Genomic DNA, 18353 nt, shown 5'->3' on the forward strand with positions numbered 1-18353 from the left:
ACCCTGACCGCTTGCCCACCAGCAGTAACAGGCTAGGCTCCCAACTCAGGACTAAGCGTGCCCAACCAGGCTACCAGCGCCAGGATCACTATGGCGGCTAACGCTTCGAGCCATAGGCTGCGGCGCAGTAGAGCGATGGCCGCTGGCGCCCCTCCGGCCTCAATCGCCAGAGCCAGGCGAGGCGCCAGACGGTAACGATGCCCTGCGGCAAGGGTTAGCATCAAAAGGAACAGTGCTATTTTGAGCAGAAGCAATTGCCCGTACTGGGAGTCCAAGATGCCTTTCACAGTAGGCCCTACGGTCAATCCATAATTGATAAGGCCCGTGACGATAAGCAAGGCCACAACCAGGGTTCCTGCCCTGGCAAAGCCTGTCAGGGTTCGACTGAGCAGGCGTTGCTGCCAGGCCTCGCTTGAACCGCGAACCGGCAACAGCAGGATGAACGCCGCCAGAGCGCCCAACCAGGCGCCGGCGGCCCACAAATGAACGATGTCGCAAGACAAATGGACATACCGGCGCAGCCCCTCATCCATTGCACCGTGCCCGCTCCAGGCCAGGGTTGCCAGTGCCACAGCACCAAGCGCAGATACTACGGCTAACCCTGCTGCAGGCCGGTGCTTTATCAATAAAGCCCCTCCCGATGCCAACAGAAGCGCCCCTAGCCTGACGACCCATGCTTGGCCTACGTCTGTACCCGTTATGATCATGCCAAAGACAGAGCGCTCTAGCGCCCAGACATCATCGACACCACTCATGGTCTTGGCCAGGACCACCATAGCCAGTAGTGACAGAGCGACGCCAGCCCATGCCGCGCTTGTCAACAGTAAGCGAAAAGGTATCGCACCGCTTATTCGCTCCTTACCGCGTAAGGCATACAACCCAAACAGCGGTAGGCCGAACAACAGCATCAGATCTATATAGAGCGCAAAACGGACCGCCAAGGTGACCCAGTCGCTCATCGCCTGCTTACTTCACGGTAAAGGAGTAATTGCCCGTGATGGGATGCGTATCGGACGACACGGCACGCCACTCAACGCGATATGTACCGGGTACGAGCGGCTTAACGGGCGTGATAAGCATGGTCTTGGGATCGCTGCCAGCCGAAATCTTGGCTGGAATGGCCATAGGCTCGTGGCTCATACCCTGCATGCCGGTCATCATCAAACGAGCACCCGAGAATTGAGTGACAAGGTTTTCGGAAAAATGCAGCTCGATTGTGGCCGGAGCAGCCACGGAAGCCTCGGCTGCCGGCTGGGAGGATACAAGCTTGGGGTGAGCTTGAGCCAGTGCGGTCAGGAAAAGGCCGGCGGTCATAGCCGTCACCGCTATAAAGGTACGAAAGGATTGCATGCAAGGCTCCTACGGATCAGTTTTGTAATAGAAAAGGTCTCGCTTTAGAACCAGAGACGCACACCTGCTACAAGGCGTGTCTCGCTGCGATCTTCACCTTCCTCGTGCGCATAATCAGCTGTGTTACCGTAGGTTCGGTTCCAGGTCACCCCAATATACGGTGCAAATTCCCGGCGGATCTCATAGCGAAGACGCAATCCTACTTCCGTCTCGGACAGCCCCGAGCCGATGCCTCGTGCCGAATCGTTCTTACCGTACAGATTGACCTCAGCCGTCGGCTGGAGAATCAACCGGTTCGTGAGCAGGATGTCATAATCGCCCTCCAGACGTGCTGCCGTCTGGCCGTTCTCGCCAATAAACGCCGTGGCTTCAAGCTCGAGATCATAAAGCGCCATACCCTGAATACCGAATGCAGCCCAGGTTTGCGACGAGCCGGGTTTGAAATCTTGCCGAATGCCGCCAACAAAATCCCACCAGGGACTAAAAGCGTGCCCCCATAAGGCCTGAATCTCGGCGCCCTCGGTTACTCCGTTTGTTCGCTCACCTTCAGAGCGCAGCCATAACCGGTCGATATCGCCACCAATCCAGCCGTCCATGTCCCAGCTCAGGGCGCTCCCCTCCTCAGCATCTTGCCATTCCAGCTTATCGAACAGGATAAACGAGTTGATGGTCTTGTCATGAACGGTATGGCCATCCGAGTCCAGAAACACGGCCGAACGATCAGCATCGGTCAATGGCGAGACAGGCAAATGCGGCTCTTGGCCATGCCCGGCATGAGCAGCATGCTCATGCCCTTGGGGCGTATGCGCCTGATCCATGGTCTGCATAGGCGGTTCATCCGTACCGTGAGCGGAATGTGAGCCATGCCCTTGATGAGGATCGGCCTCGGCCGCAGCGGCTGCCGCGGGAATCAGGTACAACCCCATCGCTGTCACAGCCGCGAACAAGGTAGGGGTGACGCGTAAGGGTGTCATGGCAGTCTCCTCATTCTTCTACACGCACTTCACGGAACATGCCCATTTCCATATGGAACAGCAGGTGACAGTGGTAAGCCCAGCGTCCCAGCGCATCGGCTGTCACCCGGTAACTGCGCCGTGAGCCGGGCGGCATATCGATGGTGTGCTTGCGCACCATGAATTGGCCGTTTTCGTCTTCCAGGTCACTCCACATGCCGTGTAAGTGAATGGGATGGGTCATCATGGTGTCGTTCACCAATACAATGCGGACTCGCTCGCCATATTTCAGCCGCACAGGCTCCGAATCGGAAAACTTCACGCCATCAAAGGACCAGGCAAATTTTTCCATATGCCCCGTCAGGTGCAGTTCGATCGTCCGGCTGGGCGTACGACCGTCCGGGTCGGGAAACGTGCTTCTAAGGTCCGCATAGGTCAGTACACGCCGGCCGTTGTCGCGCAACCCAAGTCCAGGATCACTCAGCTTGGGCGTGGGCGTCATGGTTTGCATATCAACCAAAGGGTTACCCTGCTCGGAAGCAGGATGAGCCTGCATCTCACTCGTGCCCGCCTCTTGCCCCATGGCTTCGTGATGCATGCCGTGCATTTGGCCATGATCCATACTCTGCATCTGAGCATGATCCATAGTATGCATTTGGCTATGATCCATGCCCTGCATCTGAGCATGATCCATAGTATGCATTTGGCTATGATCCATGCCCTGCATCAGGCCACCCTCCATGCTCGCCATTGAGCCCATGGCTGACATAGAACCACCCGCCATAGACATCATGGCCGAGTCACTGCCCTGGCCTTCTGGATTGCCGTGTCCGGCATGACCGCCATGACTGCCGTGATCCATACCCATGTCACTCATCGACAGCTCCGGCCTGGGATCGAGAGGCGGAACGGGAGCGGTCAGGCCTTCACGTACCGCCAGGGTGCCCCGGGCATAGCCGGTGCGATCCATGGACTGGGCGAAAATCGTATAGGCTTCTTGGTCAGGCTCAACGATAACGTCGAAAGTTTCTGCCACGGCAATGCGAAATTCGTCGACCGTCACAGGCTTGACGTAAAGCCCGTCCGAGGCCACAACAGTCATCTTGAGGCCGGGAATACGAACATCGAAATAGCTCATGGACGAGCCGTTGATAAAGCGCAGGCGAATACGCTCGCCTGGCCGGAACAGGCCCGTCCAGTTGCCGTTTGGCGCCAGACCGTTCAGCAGGTAGGTATAGGTCGAACCGCTGACATCTGCGATATCGGTGGGGCTCATCTTCATTTCCGCCCACATCTTCCGGTCAGCCAGCGTAGCGGACCACCCCTTCTCGCTCACATCATGGATAAAATCACCCACAGTGCGCTTATGAAAGTTGTAGTAGTCCGACTGTTTTTTGAGCTTTTTCATGACCTGTACCGAGTCTTCGTCGGTCCAGTCGGTCAGCATCACCACGTAATCGCGGTCATAAGTGAATGGCTCTGGCTCGCGCGCTTCAATCACCAGCGGGCCATAGACCCCGGCCTGCTCCTGGAAACCTGAATGGCTGTGATACCAATAGGTGCCGTTCTGCTTGAGCTTGAACGAGTAAACATACATCCCGCCCGGTTCGATGCCATGAAAGCTGATTCCCGGCACGCCATCCATGTTGGCAGGCAGAATAATGCCGTGCCAGTGGATAGAGGTTGTTTCATCCAGCCGGTTTCTAACCCGAATCGTCACGGTATCGCCCTCACGCCAACGCAGCAGCGGCCCGGGCAGACTGCCATTGATGGTCATGGCAGTACGCGGCGTGCCGGTAAGGTTGACGGAGCTTTCGCCAATAAACAGATCGAATTCAGTTCCACTAAGGGCCTGGGGCACGCCTGTGGGCGTCGCGGCCCAGACAGGCGCACGCCATAAGCCCAGACCACCGAGTACGCCCCCGGCGGCCACCCCTTTTACGAAGGTACGCCTTGAAGTTCTGGAATGCATGTCTTGAGTCCAATCGACGGAGCTGCACGGCTCCGATCTATGCCCTTTATAGGACACAACCATGCGCTGAAAATGCCATATTCGGTGAAGCCGCGTGATTACATTTCTGTCAGGTTCTGGTCAGCGCTGAACCTGACCCGCACAATGCCAGGACCTTCCGACCATGAGCGCAGCCATGAACTTACTGATCGCCGAAGACGAACCGAAGACAGGTTTATACCTACAGCAAGGCCTAAGCGAAGCGGGATTTACAGTCGACCGGGTCATGTCGGGCACAGAAGCATTAGAGAAGGCTTTAAGCGGAGCGTATGAGCTGCTCATTCTTGATGTGATGATGCCTGGTCTGGATGGCTGGGCTGTGCTGAGCGCTCTGCGGGCAGCCGATAAGGATATGCCTGTACTCTTTCTGACCGCTCGCGACCAGGTAGAAGATCGCGTTAAAGGGCTGGAACTGGGTGCAGATGACTACCTCGTCAAACCCTTTGCCTTTTCCGAACTGCTGGCGCGAGTCAGAACACTGCTGCGTCGACGAGTAGCGGCTCCTCTTCAAACGGTACTGACCCTGGCCGACCTGGAGATCGACCTGATCAGCCGCAAGGCCTTGCGAGGTGGCCAACGCATCGACCTGACCACCAAGGAATTCGCCTTGCTGGAATTGCTCATACGCCGCCGGGGCGAAGTATTGCCAAAAACCCTGATCGCAGCGCAGGTCTGGAATATTCATTTCGACAGTGACACAAACATCATCGAGGTTGCGGTGCGGCGGCTGCGTGCCAAGATCGACGATGGCTTCGAGGTAAAGCTCATCCATACGGTCCGGGGCATGGGCTATATGCTGGACGCACCGGAGACAACATGAGCCGACAACGCTCGCTTACTGCACGCCTGAGCCTGCTGTTCATGGCGGCCGTCTCGACCGTTCTTACCGTGGCTGGGTTGCTGTTTAGCCACCTGACCCATATGCACTTTATGTCACTCGATGAGCAGATGCTGGTTGAAAAACTGGAGGCTACCCAATCCATCCTTGGCCAGATACGTCATCGCGAACAGCTCGATAGGCTTCAGTCGCCATTGAAAACCCTGCTGGCCACCAACCCTGGCCTGACGCTTCTTATCGAGGATAGCCAAGGCCAGCGGCTGATCGCCGAACCGGCACCTTTGCCGGTGCCTGCCCCACAAGCCACCCCGGCCGCGCCCGCGATGTGGGACTGGCACACGACTGATGCCCTGTATCGCGGCCTGACGCGTACTGTCTCGCTGGCCGCCGACCCCAACCCTTTGACAGTAATGGTGATTGCCAATGTCACCATGCACGAACATTTTTTCGAGTTGCTACAGCATTGGTTTTGGGCCGGTCTCGTCTTTAGCGCCCTGGCCAGTGCGCTCCTCGGTTGGGTGGTCGTGCGGCGGGGACTACGGCCGATTCAACACGTAACCGAGGTTGCCGCCTCCGTGTCGGCTAAATCACTCAAGGAGCGTATTCCGACCGAGCCCATTCCACAGGAGCTGCAACAACTGGTGTTTTCCTTTAACGCCATGCTCGCCCGGCTCGATGATGCCTTCATGCGGCTTTCCAATTTTTCTGCCGACATTGCGCATGAGTTAAGAACGCCGGTCAGTAACCTCATGACGCATACCGAAGTGGCGCTGTCTCGCAAGCGTACGCTCAATGAATATGAAGATAACCTGCACTCGAACCTGGAAGAGCTGCAACGCATGTCACGTATGATCGACGACATGCTGTTCCTGGCCAAAGCCGATAACGGCTTGATCGTTCCAGCCCGCGAGCCAGTAAGACTCGATGAGCTGGTGGAGCGGCTTTTTGAATACTATCGGCTATTGAGCGAAGAACACGGCGTCCATTTGAAGCGATCCGGCCAGGCTACCCTGCAGGGTGACCCGCTGATGCTGGAACGCGCTCTGACAAACCTGCTAACTAATGCATTGCGCTATACCCCCAAGAACGGGACCATCGTCGTGTCGCTTGAGGAAAGCGCTAAAAGTGTACGCCTGACCGTTGAAAACCCAGGCCAGGATATTCCGCCTGAACATCTCAGCAGGCTCTTTGACCGGTTCTATCGGGCAGACAGCGCACGCCGCGAAGGCACCGCCAGCAACGTCGGCCTGGGGCTAGCCCTTACCCGCTCGATTGTTGAAGCACACAACGGGCAGATCGAGTGTACGTCTCAGAAGGGAACGACCTGTTTTTCTCTTGAGTTTCCTCGACACTGAGGCGAGGAAGCACACTCTAGCCTGGGAACAGCTCATGTTAAGCATGCCAAGACGGTCTTTCCCCGAAACACTCTGCTAGGCCATTTCTTTCTTTTCTGTCGCAACGAGAAAGCTACTACCTAGCTTTTTCGCAGCCTCAATAGCAGCAGAGGCACCCTCTGTCTCTGAATCGAAAAGCAGCTGCGAAGTCACTACTTTCGCCCACAGTAGTCAAAGATGCCATGGTCTATTGGTGTCTTCATGGCTTGTACATAGCCATGCCGATCATAGGTCGCCTCATCAGCACCACCGACACCTATCAAATGAACGCGCAGATGATCTAACTTTTTGATTAAAGGCCCTTCCAAGCTAAAGTCGAATGCCCATCCATTCGCGAATACTCGATCTATCCATCCCTTCATCAGGGCAGGCATGGACCACCAGTAGACGGGATATACCAGTACAAGCACATCGGCACGGTCTATCCTGGCCTGCTCTGCAACAATATCGCTAGGTGGTTGGCCCTTGCGCCGATGCACTGCTAGGTCATCTAGTGTAAACCTGGGGTCGAAGCCTTCTTTAGCAAGATCAGCAATCTCAACGGTATATAAAGGAGCAGCTCTTACAATACTTTCAGATACCTGCGTGGCAAAAGCATGAGTAAGCGATGTGGAGTCAGGGTGAGCAACAACTATCAGGATGTGCATGGTGATAGCTCTCTAGATAGGTTGAGAACATGCCGTAAAATTTATATACTTTTAGTAGGTTACTGATAGTAAGTTACTAATGGTATATAAGAATGTCAAGTGCTGAGAACGCTATGCCTGAAGATCACCAGCCACGACGCAGGCTTACCAGGGATGAAAGGTATCGACAGCTACTGGAGGTAGCATGGCAATTAGTACGTGATGAAGGTACAGAAGCGCTGACGCTTGGAAGACTGGCCGAACAATCTGGAGTAACCAAACCTGTAGTCTACGACCACTTTTCTACCCGCTCTGGCCTCCTCGCAGCGCTGTACAAGGATTTCGATAAACGCCAGACAATGCTTATGGATGCTGCGCTAGAGGCCAGCGAGCCAACACTCCACAGCAAGGCAAGTGTAATTGCCAGCTCATATATTGATTGCGTACTGACCCAAGGCCGGGAAATTCCTGGTGTGATAGCGGCCTTGGCCAGCTCCCCTGAGCTAGAAAAAACCAAACGAGAATACGAGGCACTGTTCCTGAACAAGTGCCGTAAGCTATTTCAACCCTTCTTAGGTGCAGGATACCTGAGTCCTGCCAGCTTACGAGCGATGCTTGGCTCAGCCGAAGCGCTCTCAAACGCAGCGACAAGCGGTGAAATTACTGCCGATGAGGCAAAAAACGAGTTGCTAGAACTAATCATCGCCATGGTAAAGCGAGGCGCTAAAGTTAGCCCGTAGACCTATAGAATAATTATGTTTCTTTAGGTCTGTAGTCACTAGGGATACCCTAATGGCTACATAAAATTATAAAAAGTGGCCTACTGAAAAAGGGCTGTTGTTGAAGCAGAAAGGATGTTTGCGCCAACCAACTATCCCTAAACGTAATTTTGCTTTTCAAAGATGGCATAACTCCAATAATCACTGCCTTGCTTTACGTTTTGCTCCCACCCTCGACGCTTTAATTGCTTTGCAATCAGACGATTCATGATTCCATGCCCAAGCAGCAATACAGTACCAGATGCCTCTTCAGAGAGAGAGACTAGCTTGTCCACTGCCTGAATCGAACGTTGCTGTGCCTCCTTAAATGACTCTACATTTTTCGAAATGTCCACAAAGCCAAAGGATGCGAAAAACGAAAGCCCACGTAAAAGGGGATAAACGCAAAAGCGGAAAAATTAGTACTGGCAGTTCTGCCTCGCAGAACACTGAGTCCTTTATAAAAGGAACAACACCAAGTGTTTTTAGGGAGGTTAGCGCTCTAGGTGATGTGCTTGTGGCTATCAAACCAGCTTTACTGACAAGACTTATCGTTTCAGGAGGGACTACATCATTCCCTATCTCAGACAAATTGTAGTCCTTAACCCACTGAACCATTTCTTGCGAAGCAATTACACTATGCTTTTTGAGTAATGGCTTTCCATGCCGCATTAATATGATTTCCATAAAACCCTTGCGAAGATTGCTTATAAAAAGCATTAAGGCACGGCTTGGAGGCCAGCGACATGGCTAAACCGCAATATAGAGCCATCCGTAAAATGCTGTCAGAGAGTTTCTGTTTTTACAACCGTAGCAACTCTAAACTTAAGCCAGCCACAGTAACGCCCAAGGTGCCTTAGTAATAGCAAGATTCCTGAGTACAGGCATGTTAGCTGCTAGTAAATAACTGACTTAAGCCACGATACCAAACCAAGAGCAGCCCTAGACAACTAAAGTTGCCAGGGCTAGCTTGCCTATCTTACAGTCATTAAGAGCCATGGGGCTCTCTTCTAGAGAAATTTATAAATACCTCGAAGGCAAGCATTTATTTTCATGCCCAAGTCGTTTATTTGGTTAATGAATATAGCGTGTACTACCAAGCAGTTAATAATAACTTCCAGCGCAGGATGAGATAAAAAGACCATTTTCTATCACACCATTAGCTGTTACTACCAACACTCAATCTCTTTCCTGGAACCGCTCCTCTTGTGCCTCTCACTTCAATACTTGTTTTAGAATAGCCGCCACAATAGCTTCAGGCCGATCCTCCTGCATGAGGTGTCCCGATTTTGGTACAAAAATGCAAGAGCGGTTTGATATTAATGACGCCAGGGTTTCACCTTTCTCGCACGGTATCCATGCGTCTTCTGCTCCCCAGAGAACGGTAACTGGACAGTCTAATTTGTTGTAAATGCCTTGAACCTCGTCAGTGTACTTCTGATCCATCTGCGCAATCTGTCTATAGAACGCGGCCTGGCCCACCTCGCCTAACCACGGCGCGCAATAGATGTTCATTGTTTCTTCAGAAAAAGGATTGAATGCTGCAGTCTGTAAATAGGACTTCAGCAGCGCTCGATGCATGTAGTCTGGCATTCCAGTAAATGCCGCCTCGTGCTGCCGCACGTGCTGAACGAAAGGTGAGCCCCATGGGGCCAATGCAACCGCATCGAAGATAGTTAATGAAGCGTAACGAAGTCCGTTGAGGTAGTAGGCGCGGAGAGCCGTAGCTCCACCAAAGTCATGCGCGAGAACGTCAGGACGATGTAGATTCCATTCCTCGAAAAGAGCAGCGAGAACCTTATTCTGAACGGCTAAGGAGACATCCTGCCCTTCCCGCATTTCGGACTGCCCATATCCCACCAAGTCAAAGATGTAGACCGTCCTATAATCAACTAAGTGCGGTACGATCCTGCGCCAGACCTGCGATGAGAAAGGCGTGCCATGGATTGCAACCAGAGGTAGACCACTTCCATATTTCCCCATCTAACCGCGTTTCCCTCAATGAACGAAGTATTGGGTAGGGTCAGCATAGCCATCCTCATATAATCAGTTAGCTTAATAATGTTAAGCGGAGCAAACTGAGACGTTTTTTACATCACATGCTGTTTCTGACTCAATCGCAGCCTTAACTGACTGCCGCTGTTCAATACGCCTCATAAAGCTAGCCACCGAAGGCCAATTTTCCAAACTTATGGAAAAGAATGTATCTGGCTGCTCAGTTGAAGAAGCGATGAGATTACTTGGAGGGCGGTGGCGGATGTTGCTAGTCTCGTACTTGCTCGATGGTCCGAAACGCTTTAATGATTTACGTCGAGATATGCCTAATATATCCCAGCGTATGCTGACACTTGACTTACGCGCCCTTGAAGAGGCCGGTTTGGTGTCACGTACAGTTTATCCGGAGGTACCGGTCAAGGTTGAATATCGCTTGACTGAAGATGGTCAGCGTTTAAAAAAAGTAGTCGAGGTACTTAAGGAGTTCGGAATGTGGTTTAAAGCGCGCCCTTAGTTGATTAGGCAGCATCCATTCATATATATGTCAACAGCTATATAAATAAGATCGTTTGCTGCCCTTCCCTTTATCTATCCTTTTTAGTAACTATTTTGGGTAAGCAGATGGCTGTTTTTATTGGACGCTCAATAGAACGCCTCAGTATCGTAGCTAGGTGCAGCTGAGCATCACTTTAGTATCAGCTGTTAAGACTCATAGGTCGCTCACCTCCTGGGGGTAATCCAAACAACCCTCGAACCCAGTTCAAGAACGCGCCGTATGGACGACCTAATGCCAGCATCATGACAAGCGCGCCTAGTGCACCAAATAGAAGGCCACTTCCTGATGCTCCGTTTATAGCGATAATCGCTACATAAATCGGAACCTGGAAGCTCACTAATGCGATGCTGTCCCAGATCAATTCTGACATGTGGGTGGGCTTTGCACGTTGCATGAGCCAATCACGCCAAGCGCCATACGGGCGCGCTACCGGAACCATCAGAAGAGCACCAAGCAGCCGTGCATGTAGTACTTGATCCCAGCTCATTCCAGCAATGAATCGTTCGTTGATCATTCCAGTAATAGTGAAAAACACTAGTAATGCCAAGGTATCAGCCACAAACGCACGCCAGCGTTGAGATGGCTGCGTTTCACCGGTCATTTTTTGCGCCCATGAGCGAGATAGCAGAAGGTATGTCTCATAGGAGTAAAAGAGCCACGATGATGGTTGCAAGTTCCTGCAAGTCGGATCGGCATTACAAGAATGCTTCTTGGCCGATAGCTGCTGTTAAAAATACTGTAGTCGTTGGGGTATACCCCAGCAACTACAGGGCGGCCGCAATTTTCATTACTTCCTTAAGCCCTTTGTCAGAGCTTGAATAGGCGGACTATACACTCTGTATTCTCGTCTGGAACCTGCCTGTCTGGTTTTCGAAGGTTACGTTGTTTTGCTATTTCAATGGAAATATCTACCCCTACAGCAAGAGCCTCCCCATACGGCGAGCGCCACGGCAGTGCAGGCGAGCGCTGCGCAGATTAGCGTGGCTCCAGCAAGGCCCGCGCCCCCGCTTGCAATGCCGAGCAATACCGCAAAGAAAATCTTCATGTTGATTCCCGTGATCGGTACGGAGCGGTTATTTCAGCCTGATAGAGGATGCAAGGGGAAAGTACAAATGTCTTATTATTTTTATGTACATCAGTAGGCTCAACATACTTTTCTGAGCTGGCATATCAGCTCTTGTCATTGAAGAAAAAGTTTGCTTGGAACAGGGATGATTTCTAAAACACTCACTATGCTTCAACGTACCGTCATGTCTGGATGACGGTACCGGTAGACGTTTACAAAAGCGAGGTCAGGCTGCGTGAGTGCCGGTGCTTCTCTTGGTCGAACAAATCGGTTCTTGTTTGAGCATTTATGGAGTTTTCTATGAAAAATTCAGCACTTCTGGCAGGAATATCATTGCTGTTGACCTCCCTGGCAACCCATGCAGACAACAATACTGCAGAGCAGTACCAGAATGGCACTGGTCTGCAGTCGTCGCTTATTCAGACCGGGTCGGGCAACTATTCCTTGCAGCGTCAGGAAGGCGGGCGATACGACACCATCGATACGACTCAGGTGGGTACCGATAATCGGGCCACTGCGATTCAGACAGGCTTCGGAGAGGAATCCATAAGGATCGACCAGAGCGGTACGGCGAACCACGCTAGTGTTCAACAGCAGCCGGGATTTGACGGTTACACTGCCGTAAATGGTGCCTCTATAAGTCAGGAAGGTACTGGAAACCTGTCTAGCGTGATCCAAGAGGGAATTTCTAACTATGCCAAGAGCGTGCAAGTAGGAAATAACAATGAGCATACCGTTATACAGCAGGGCTTTATACAATATGTAGACGTAGCTTCATACGGTGATAACAATATGATCTCGGTGGTACCTCTTCAGGGCAGTCTTTCAGCAGAGAGTACTGCTAAAGCTATCCAAGTCGGTAACGCCAACACTATAGCTGTAGAGCAAGCTGCTGCCACATACATAAGCGCAAGACAGGAAGGCACTGGCAATACCGTAGCAGCAGTCCTCAAACCAAGTGACGGTGACAATCTGTCGGCAAATACCACCATCTTCCAGTACGGCGATGATAACAGCATCAATATCGACCAAAGTAGCGGGTCACGGCTGGAAGCCTATCAGGACGGTAATTTGAACAGCTTGCATGTCCGGCAGGAGAGCCAGAACAATGCTCAGGTATCTAGAATGTTTACGGACGTCGTCGGCTCAAATAATAGTATTGATGCCTCTCAGTCCAGCGATCCACTTAGTCTCTCAAGTACAATGAGCATTATCCAGCGTGGTGATGAGCTTAGCGTCATCGCCAGTCAGGATAGTACAAACAGCAGCAACCTTGAGGTTTTACAGCGCGGCCTGCTTGACGTTGCTACAGTTCAGCAGAACGGTATCTACAACGAAGCCAGTGTCACTCAAAATGGCCTTGCCAACAGTGCAAGTATCACGCAGCAATAAAACTGTGTTACTCAAGAAGTATTACTAACCCTTGTACCGGGCCATCTAGCAGAAGGCTGAGCGTACTCGACACACACCTGCTCTGGCAGGTGTGTTACTCAAAAGAAAACGTTATTTCTTGTTGATTTGCTGACTCCGCCGGAAATGAATGGCAGCCAAGGGCTTGCATTCGCTCGTACCGTCTACAATACGTGCCCGTTTCGTTTATCCTGCGTGTTGTAATGAAAAAAGCTCTGCTCTCCCTTGTTTTGTCTCTGCCCTTTGCTGCTCAGGCTGCTCCACCCAGTACGTTTACTGCGGCCAAGGTTATGGCCAAGCAAAAAGTCTATTTCGACCAGAGCAGCAGCGCCCAGGGCGAGCTGTATTGCGGCTGTCACTGGACCTGGGCGGGCAAATCAGGCGGTCGGATCGATTTTTCCTCCTGTGGTTATCAAACACGCACCCAACAAAAACGAGCCGAACGCATCGAGTGGGAACACATCGTGCCAGCGTGGATCTTTGGTCATCAGCGTCAGTGCTGGCAGAACGGCGGGCGCAAGAACTGCGTAGCGGACGATCCCGTCTTTCGTGCCATGGAAGCTGACCTCTATAACCTTTATCCGTCTGTAGGCGAAGTCAATGGTGATCGGAGCAACTACCAGTACGGCATGGTGACAGGTATTGCACCGCAATATGGACAGTGCAAAACCAAGGTGGACTTTGCCAGCCGTACGGCTGAGCCACGGGATGAGGTTAAAGGCCTGACGGCCCGAACAACCTTTTATATGTACGACCGATACAACCTGTCCATGTCCCGTCAGCAGCAGCAACTACTCATGGCCTGGGACAAACAATATCCCGTCACGTCCTGGGAAAAAGAACGTGATAAACGCATCGCAACAGTTATGGGGCATCACAATCCCTTTGTCACTGGCGATCGCAAGTGGACCGTTGGCTACAAGCCTGTAGGTGATGGCCTCGTGAGTTCGATTCCGGCCCGCTCTTCCATGCCGGTTAAAGCTCCGGCTACGAGCAGTTCCGTCTCTTCCGGTACCATTATTGGTAACAAAAACAGTCATGCTTATCACCTTCCGCAAGGCTGCCCAAGCTACGACACGGTCGCAGCTAAAAATCAGGTGTCCTTCAGCTCAGAAGCTGAGGCGCAGGCAGCGGGATACCGAAAAGCAGGTAACTGCAAATGACAGAAGATCGCCCCCTGAACCTGAGAAGTCTTTTCTGCTCTGCTATCTGGACAGAAATCGCAGCCTAAGCCGAACAGATGATAGGTGCGGTTGATCTGTGTATTGCCGTTATGCATCACAAGCAAACAGACGCCACGCTTATAAACCTATCAAAAATCACCTCAGACGGGTTTGGTTAAGGATGATTAACCAAAGAAGATACACGGGAGAGCCTAAGAAAGCCTGATTGAATACAGAGGCGTTAGTTGCAGTTGTACTAGTCTGGCGAAACGGGACATCTCAGCCACCCGGCAAAGCTGCCTTGGTATGACTTAACGCCTCATCAATTGCCGATTTGTGTTACTGCCTGTTTCAACACCTGCCCTACAGTCCGAGCATCCGCGGGAAGCACTTTCCCTGGCTCATTTGATAGGAGCAGTGAACCATGCAAACAGGCAACGCCTTAACCATAAAAAACGTCTTCACTCCCTTGGCCCTGGCCATATCGCTAGGGATCACCGGCCTTGGCTGGCTGCCGCAGGCCAGCGCCCATGGCGGACATGCGGAAATGGTGCCGCTGCAATCAACCCTTGAAGCCTTTGGCGCCACGGTTAAGTGGGACGATTACGCCGATGTGTTCGTGATTGCCAAGGACGGTGCCTTCGTCAAGGTCAAGCCAAACAACCCGGTAGCCCTGCTCAACGGCAAGCGTTTCGAGCTGGACGCACCGGTAGTTTTCAAAGGCCAGACGGCTTACATGTCCAAGGACTTCATCAATGAAGTGTTCCAATCGGGACTGGACAAGACCTTTCAGATAGAAAAGCGCCCGCATCCGCTCAACCCGCTAAGCGAAGACGAGATCAAGACGGCCGTGGATGTAATCAAGGCCTCCAGCCATTACAAGCCCAACCTGCGCTTTACCGAAGTTTCCCTGCATGAGCCGGAGAAAGCTCAGGTCTGGAATTTTGTCTATACCGGCAAGCCGGTAGACGCACCTCGCCAAGCCAATATTACGGTACTTGATGGCAAGCATGTTATCGAAGGTCGAGTCGACCTGAAAACACAGCGACTGCTGGCCTGGACGCCCATCGAAGGCGCCCATGGCATGGTCTTGCTGGACGACTTTGTCTCTGTGCAAAACATCGTGCACAACAGTTCCGAATATGCTGAAGCCCTGGCCAAACGTGGTATTACGGATGTATCCAAGGTAGTGGCGACGCCCTTGACGGTAGGCTATTTCGACGGCAAGGATGGCCTGGTTCAGGACAAGCGCCTGCTCAAGATCGTGAGCTACCTGGACGTAGGCGATGGCAATTACTGGGCGCACCCAATCGAAAACCTAGTGGCCATTGCCGATCTAGAGCAGAAAAAAATCCTCAGGATCGAAGATGCCGGTGTGATTCCCGTTCCGCTCAAACCAACCCCGTCCGAAGGACGTGGCCTCAAGGCGGCGGCGGTCAAACCGCTCGAGATCATCGAGCCGGAAGGCAAAAACTATACGATTACGGGCAACAGCATTCACTGGCAAAACTGGGATCTGCATGTGCGCCTGGATTCGCGCGTAGGGCCGATCCTGTCTACGGTCACTTACAGCGACAAGGGCCGCAAACGCAAGATCATGTATGAAGGCTCCCTGGGCGGCATGATCGTGCCTTACGGTGACCCGGATGTTGGCTGGTACTTCAAGGCCTATCTGGACTCCGGTGAATACGGGATGGGCACGCTGACCTCCTCTATCGAGCGCGGCAAGGATGCGCCTCAGAATGCGGTACTGCTGGATGCGATCATTGCCGATTACACCGGTACCCCAACGACCATTCCCCGCGCTATGGCCATCTTCGAGCGCTATGCCGGGCCGGAGTACAAACACCAGGAAATGGGCAGGCCCAACGTCAGTACCGAGCGACGCGAGCTGGTCATCCGCTGGATCAGTACCGTTGGCAATTACGATTACATCTTCGATTGGGTCTTCCAGCAGAACGGTACGATCGGGATCGACGCCGGCGCGACAGGGATCGAAGCGGTCAAAGGCGTGAAGTCACGCAGCATGCATGATGCGACCGCCAAGGAAGATACCCGCTATGGCACTCTGCTGGACCATAATATTGTGGGTACCACGCACCAGCACATCTATAACTTCCGCCTGGATCTGGACGTGGATGGCGAGAAAAACTCGTTCGTGGAAGTGGATCCGGTCATCGCCGCCAACGACCGGAACGGCCCACGCACCAGTACCATGCAGACGACAGAAAACGTGATCGATACCGAGCAGCAGGCCGCACAGAAATTCGATCCTTCAACCATTCGGCTGCTGACTAACCTTGGCAAAGAGAACAAGGTTGGCAATCCGGTTTCCTACCAGCTGATCCCTTATGCGGGCGGCACACACCCCATTGCCAAGGGTGCCAACTTCGCGAAGGACGAGTGGCTCTACAACCGCCTCAGCTTTATGGACAAGCAGCTCTGGGTGACGCGCTACAACCCTGAAGAGAAGTATCCAGAAGGCAAATACCCCAATCGCTCCAACACGGATACCGGCCTGGGCCAGTTTACCGGCGACGATCAGTCCATCCAGAACAGCGATAATGTGGTCTGGCTCACGACAGGCACGACGCACGTCGCGCGTGCGGAAGAATGGCCGATCATGCCGACCGAATGGGTGCATGCGCTGCTCAAGCCGTGGAACTTCTTCGACGAGACGCCGACCTTGAGTTTGAGCGGCGATCAGTAAGGCCCTGCCCTAGGCCTCCTCCCAGATCCAGTCTGCGCTATGCGCGAGCCTTGGCCGAGAGGAGGCCTGGCAACAAGAACATACCCATCTACCGCCTCGACGTTCCACTTCACGCTACAGGCTTAGGCATGCCTTGCCAGAGCGAAACGCTCCCTTTCTTTAATGCAGCTTGATAAGGCACACCGCTGGCGGCGCTGACCCTTCCTTTGATTTCCGCTACGTTCCTTCCGCCTCGGGCGGCCCTTTCCGGGCAGCCCTTCCCTGCAAGAAGCCCAGCGAGGCATGCAAATTGCTCAATGCCTGAAAAGCCAGGCACAGGCCCGGTCCTATTCACGTATTGATGACGATATGCACCGCGATGCAGCATTACTTTCATTCATGCAATGTCATAGAGCAGGCCAGCTTCTTACCTGACTGGCAACAACGTTACGATCAGCTCAGCTGCGGCAATGTCAAAGGCCAACTATGGCTGACCGAACTGGATGGGCTTCGCTTGTTTAGGGAGACCCTGAACCAGTCCGTCGTGCAGCATATTCGCCTGCCAAAGGATAATTTCACCGTACTGCTCCGCTTGGCGTGGCCGCAGAACATTTATGCGGAAGATGCTCCTGACAACGACCTCACCCTGATCCCGGCACAAGACGATTTCTATGTCGTTACGCCGGCCGACATGGACGTCATCTGCTTGTCCGTCCCCTGCCAGGAGTTTGTTCATTTGTTGAGCGAGGAAGTGTACAACCGCTGCCGCTCCGCCCTGGCAGACCGGCATCTTGTATTTCCGTCCAAGCTATCTTTTGCTCGACACGAACTGCTGGGCTTATTGAGCATGGCCCAACGGGACGATTCCTCGGGAGACTGGAAAAGCCTCTTCAAACAACGTGCGATCGACACGGTAGCCAGCCTGCTGGAAGAGTTGGATAGCGATAACCGTTACCGCCCTACGCCAAGTACACGTCAGTACATCGTACGCCGTAGTCACGAACTTCTCATGGACGACCCCATGACACCGCTGACCGTAAGCGATTTGTGCCAACGCCTGAAGGTATCCAGGCGAACCTTGCAATATAGCTTCCAGGCAGTAGCAGGCGTGACCCCCGTCCATTACCTGCGCTCGATACGACTGAACGAAGCACGACGCGCCCTGCTCCGCTCGCCCCAACAGAAAATCAGCGAGATCGCCGCTCGGTGGGGCTTCGAGCACTCCAGCTATTTTACCTTGGCCTATCAAAAGTTGTTCGCTGAAAAACCTTCCTGTTTGCGGCACGTACCCGTGCACTAACCAGTGCCTTGGGAGGTATTTATTGAAACTTGATAGCGTCGTCTGTCAACAGCACTATAAAGGGCATCATCCAGGCACTAAGGAAATTCTGAAGAAGGTCGCCTGACTCTGGCAGACTGGCTGGATTCACCCGCCGAGATCCCCATGAAGCAGATGACCTTCGCCGAGGCCGAGTACGCTGTTAAACGCAAGCAGACGCGTAAGGAGCTTTTCCTGATCGAGATGGATCAGGTGGTGCCGTGGA

15 protein-coding genes and 2 pseudogenes are annotated in these 18353 nt (G+C 53.0%); 9 read left to right on the forward strand and 8 right to left on the reverse strand.

Annotated features, from left to right (window positions below):
• Window positions 1-32: 32 nt before the first annotated feature.
• From copD to IQ22_RS18910, 4 genes are read right to left on the reverse strand one after another with little or no spacing between them, the layout of a single operon-like run.
• Window positions 33-959, reverse strand: a complete 927-nt coding sequence (copD, locus tag IQ22_RS18895) for a copper homeostasis membrane protein CopD (protein WP_145144875.1) — start codon at window positions 957-959, stop codon at window positions 33-35.
• 7 nt (window positions 960-966) lie between these two features.
• A complete protein-coding gene (copC, locus tag IQ22_RS18900; RefSeq protein ID WP_145144877.1) occupies window positions 967-1350 on the reverse strand; it encodes a copper homeostasis periplasmic binding protein CopC in 384 nt (127 codons plus the stop codon).
• A 44-nt stretch (window positions 1351-1394) separates the two neighbouring features.
• Window positions 1395-2324 carry a copper resistance protein B gene (locus tag IQ22_RS18905; RefSeq protein ID WP_145144879.1) on the reverse strand — a complete coding sequence of 310 codons (930 nt, stop codon included), beginning with the start codon at window positions 2322-2324 and terminating at the stop codon, window positions 1395-1397.
• A gap of 10 nt (window positions 2325-2334) precedes the next feature.
• The gene (locus IQ22_RS18910; RefSeq protein ID WP_145144881.1) at window positions 2335-4275 is read right to left on the reverse strand and encodes a copper resistance system multicopper oxidase; all 1941 of its coding nucleotides are present in this window, start codon (window positions 4273-4275) and stop codon (window positions 2335-2337) included.
• Between the two features lie 175 nt (window positions 4276-4450).
• On the opposite strand from IQ22_RS18910, the gene IQ22_RS18915 reads away from it, so the two are divergent.
• Together IQ22_RS18915 and IQ22_RS18920 are read left to right on the forward strand one after the other, a co-directional pair.
• Window positions 4451-5134 carry a heavy metal response regulator transcription factor gene (locus IQ22_RS18915; protein WP_145144883.1) on the forward strand — a complete coding sequence of 228 codons (684 nt, stop codon included), beginning with the start codon at window positions 4451-4453 and terminating at the stop codon, window positions 5132-5134.
• Window positions 5131-6507 carry a heavy metal sensor histidine kinase gene (locus IQ22_RS18920; RefSeq protein ID WP_145144884.1) on the forward strand — a complete coding sequence of 459 codons (1377 nt, stop codon included), beginning with the start codon at window positions 5131-5133 and terminating at the stop codon, window positions 6505-6507. Before IQ22_RS18915 ends, IQ22_RS18920 begins: the two co-directional genes overlap by 4 nt.
• Before the next feature lie 75 nt (window positions 6508-6582).
• Here the strand turns inward: IQ22_RS18920 and IQ22_RS18925 are convergent.
• Window positions 6583-7193, reverse strand: a pseudogene (locus IQ22_RS18925) (NAD(P)H-dependent oxidoreductase).
• 113 nt (window positions 7194-7306) lie between these two features.
• On the opposite strand from IQ22_RS18925, the gene IQ22_RS18930 reads away from it, so the two are divergent.
• Window positions 7307-7912 (forward strand): TetR/AcrR family transcriptional regulator, encoded by a 606-nt coding sequence (locus IQ22_RS18930; protein WP_208733671.1) that lies wholly within the window; start codon window positions 7307-7309, stop codon window positions 7910-7912.
• Between the two features lie 137 nt (window positions 7913-8049).
• Here the strand turns inward: IQ22_RS18930 and IQ22_RS23635 are convergent, their stop codons facing one another.
• Both IQ22_RS23635 and IQ22_RS18940 read right to left on the reverse strand, forming a co-directional pair.
• Window positions 8050-8286 carry a histidine phosphatase family protein gene (locus IQ22_RS23635; RefSeq protein ID WP_342212460.1) on the reverse strand — a complete coding sequence of 79 codons (237 nt, stop codon included), beginning with the start codon at window positions 8284-8286 and terminating at the stop codon, window positions 8050-8052.
• 859 nt (window positions 8287-9145) lie between these two features.
• Window positions 9146-9913 (reverse strand): alpha/beta fold hydrolase, encoded by a 768-nt coding sequence (locus IQ22_RS18940; RefSeq protein ID WP_342212461.1) that lies wholly within the window; start codon window positions 9911-9913, stop codon window positions 9146-9148.
• Window positions 9914-10121: 208 nt separating this feature from the next.
• Here IQ22_RS18940 and IQ22_RS18945 point away from each other — a divergent pair, with 208 nt between their 5' ends.
• On the forward strand, window positions 10122-10439 hold the full coding sequence (locus IQ22_RS18945) for a winged helix-turn-helix transcriptional regulator (protein ID WP_145144888.1): 318 nt from the start codon (window positions 10122-10124) through the stop codon (window positions 10437-10439).
• A 181-nt stretch (window positions 10440-10620) separates the two neighbouring features.
• Here the strand turns inward: IQ22_RS18945 and alaE are convergent, their stop codons facing one another.
• Window positions 10621-11082 carry an L-alanine exporter AlaE gene (gene alaE, locus IQ22_RS18950; protein ID WP_145144890.1) on the reverse strand — a complete coding sequence of 154 codons (462 nt, stop codon included), beginning with the start codon at window positions 11080-11082 and terminating at the stop codon, window positions 10621-10623.
• A gap of 765 nt (window positions 11083-11847) precedes the next feature.
• Here alaE and IQ22_RS18955 point away from each other — a divergent pair.
• The 5 genes and pseudogenes from IQ22_RS18955 to IQ22_RS18975 all read left to right on the forward strand — a co-directional run.
• Window positions 11848-12939: a hypothetical protein gene (locus IQ22_RS18955; protein WP_145144892.1), complete on the forward strand. Its 1092-nt coding sequence runs from the start codon at window positions 11848-11850 to the stop codon at window positions 12937-12939.
• Between the two features lie 221 nt (window positions 12940-13160).
• Window positions 13161-14120: an endonuclease gene (locus tag IQ22_RS18960; RefSeq protein WP_145144894.1), complete on the forward strand. Its 960-nt coding sequence runs from the start codon at window positions 13161-13163 to the stop codon at window positions 14118-14120.
• Between the two features lie 424 nt (window positions 14121-14544).
• Entirely contained in the window at window positions 14545-16830 is a 2286-nt protein-coding gene (tynA, locus tag IQ22_RS18965) for a primary-amine oxidase (RefSeq protein WP_145144896.1), read from the forward strand.
• A 358-nt stretch (window positions 16831-17188) separates the two neighbouring features.
• On the forward strand, window positions 17189-18109 hold the full coding sequence (locus IQ22_RS18970) for a helix-turn-helix domain-containing protein (protein WP_158635456.1): 921 nt from the start codon (window positions 17189-17191) through the stop codon (window positions 18107-18109).
• A gap of 144 nt (window positions 18110-18253) precedes the next feature.
• Window positions 18254-18353: pseudogene (locus IQ22_RS18975) on the forward strand (IS5/IS1182 family transposase); the annotation flags it as partial.

The sequence above is a fragment of the Pseudomonas duriflava genome (genome assembly GCF_007830155.1).
In the GTDB taxonomy this organism is placed as follows: Bacteria; Pseudomonadota; Gammaproteobacteria; order Pseudomonadales; family Pseudomonadaceae; genus Chryseomonas; species Chryseomonas duriflava.

What these genes read in the sequence shown, in the direction of transcription:
- copD (WP_145144875.1), bottom strand. Translation starts at nt 959, where the DNA reads ATGAGCGACTGGGTCACCTTGGCGGTCCGTTTTGCGCTCTATATAGAT.
- copC (WP_145144877.1), bottom strand. Translation starts at nt 1,350, where the DNA reads ATGCAATCCTTTCGTACCTTTATAGCGGTGACGGCTATGACCGCCGGC.
- IQ22_RS18905 (WP_145144879.1), bottom strand. Translation starts at nt 2,324, where the DNA reads ATGACACCCTTACGCGTCACCCCTACCTTGTTCGCGGCTGTGACAGCG.
- IQ22_RS18910 (WP_145144881.1), bottom strand. Translation starts at nt 4,275, where the DNA reads ATGCATTCCAGAACTTCAAGGCGTACCTTCGTAAAAGGGGTGGCCGCC.
- IQ22_RS18915 (WP_145144883.1), top strand. Translation starts at nt 4,451, where the DNA reads ATGAACTTACTGATCGCCGAAGACGAACCGAAGACAGGTTTATACCTA.
- IQ22_RS18920 (WP_145144884.1), top strand. Translation starts at nt 5,131, where the DNA reads ATGAGCCGACAACGCTCGCTTACTGCACGCCTGAGCCTGCTGTTCATG.
- IQ22_RS18930 (WP_208733671.1), top strand. Translation starts at nt 7,307, where the DNA reads ATGCCTGAAGATCACCAGCCACGACGCAGGCTTACCAGGGATGAAAGG.
- IQ22_RS18940 (WP_342212461.1), bottom strand. Translation starts at nt 9,913, where the DNA reads ATGGGGAAATATGGAAGTGGTCTACCTCTGGTTGCAATCCATGGCACG.
- IQ22_RS18945 (WP_145144888.1), top strand. Translation starts at nt 10,122, where the DNA reads ATGGAAAAGAATGTATCTGGCTGCTCAGTTGAAGAAGCGATGAGATTA.
- alaE (WP_145144890.1), bottom strand. Translation starts at nt 11,082, where the DNA reads ATGACCGGTGAAACGCAGCCATCTCAACGCTGGCGTGCGTTTGTGGCT.
- IQ22_RS18955 (WP_145144892.1), top strand. Translation starts at nt 11,848, where the DNA reads ATGAAAAATTCAGCACTTCTGGCAGGAATATCATTGCTGTTGACCTCC.
- IQ22_RS18960 (WP_145144894.1), top strand. Translation starts at nt 13,161, where the DNA reads ATGAAAAAAGCTCTGCTCTCCCTTGTTTTGTCTCTGCCCTTTGCTGCT.
- tynA (WP_145144896.1), top strand. Translation starts at nt 14,545, where the DNA reads ATGCAAACAGGCAACGCCTTAACCATAAAAAACGTCTTCACTCCCTTG.
- IQ22_RS18970 (WP_158635456.1), top strand. Translation starts at nt 17,189, where the DNA reads ATGCAGCATTACTTTCATTCATGCAATGTCATAGAGCAGGCCAGCTTC.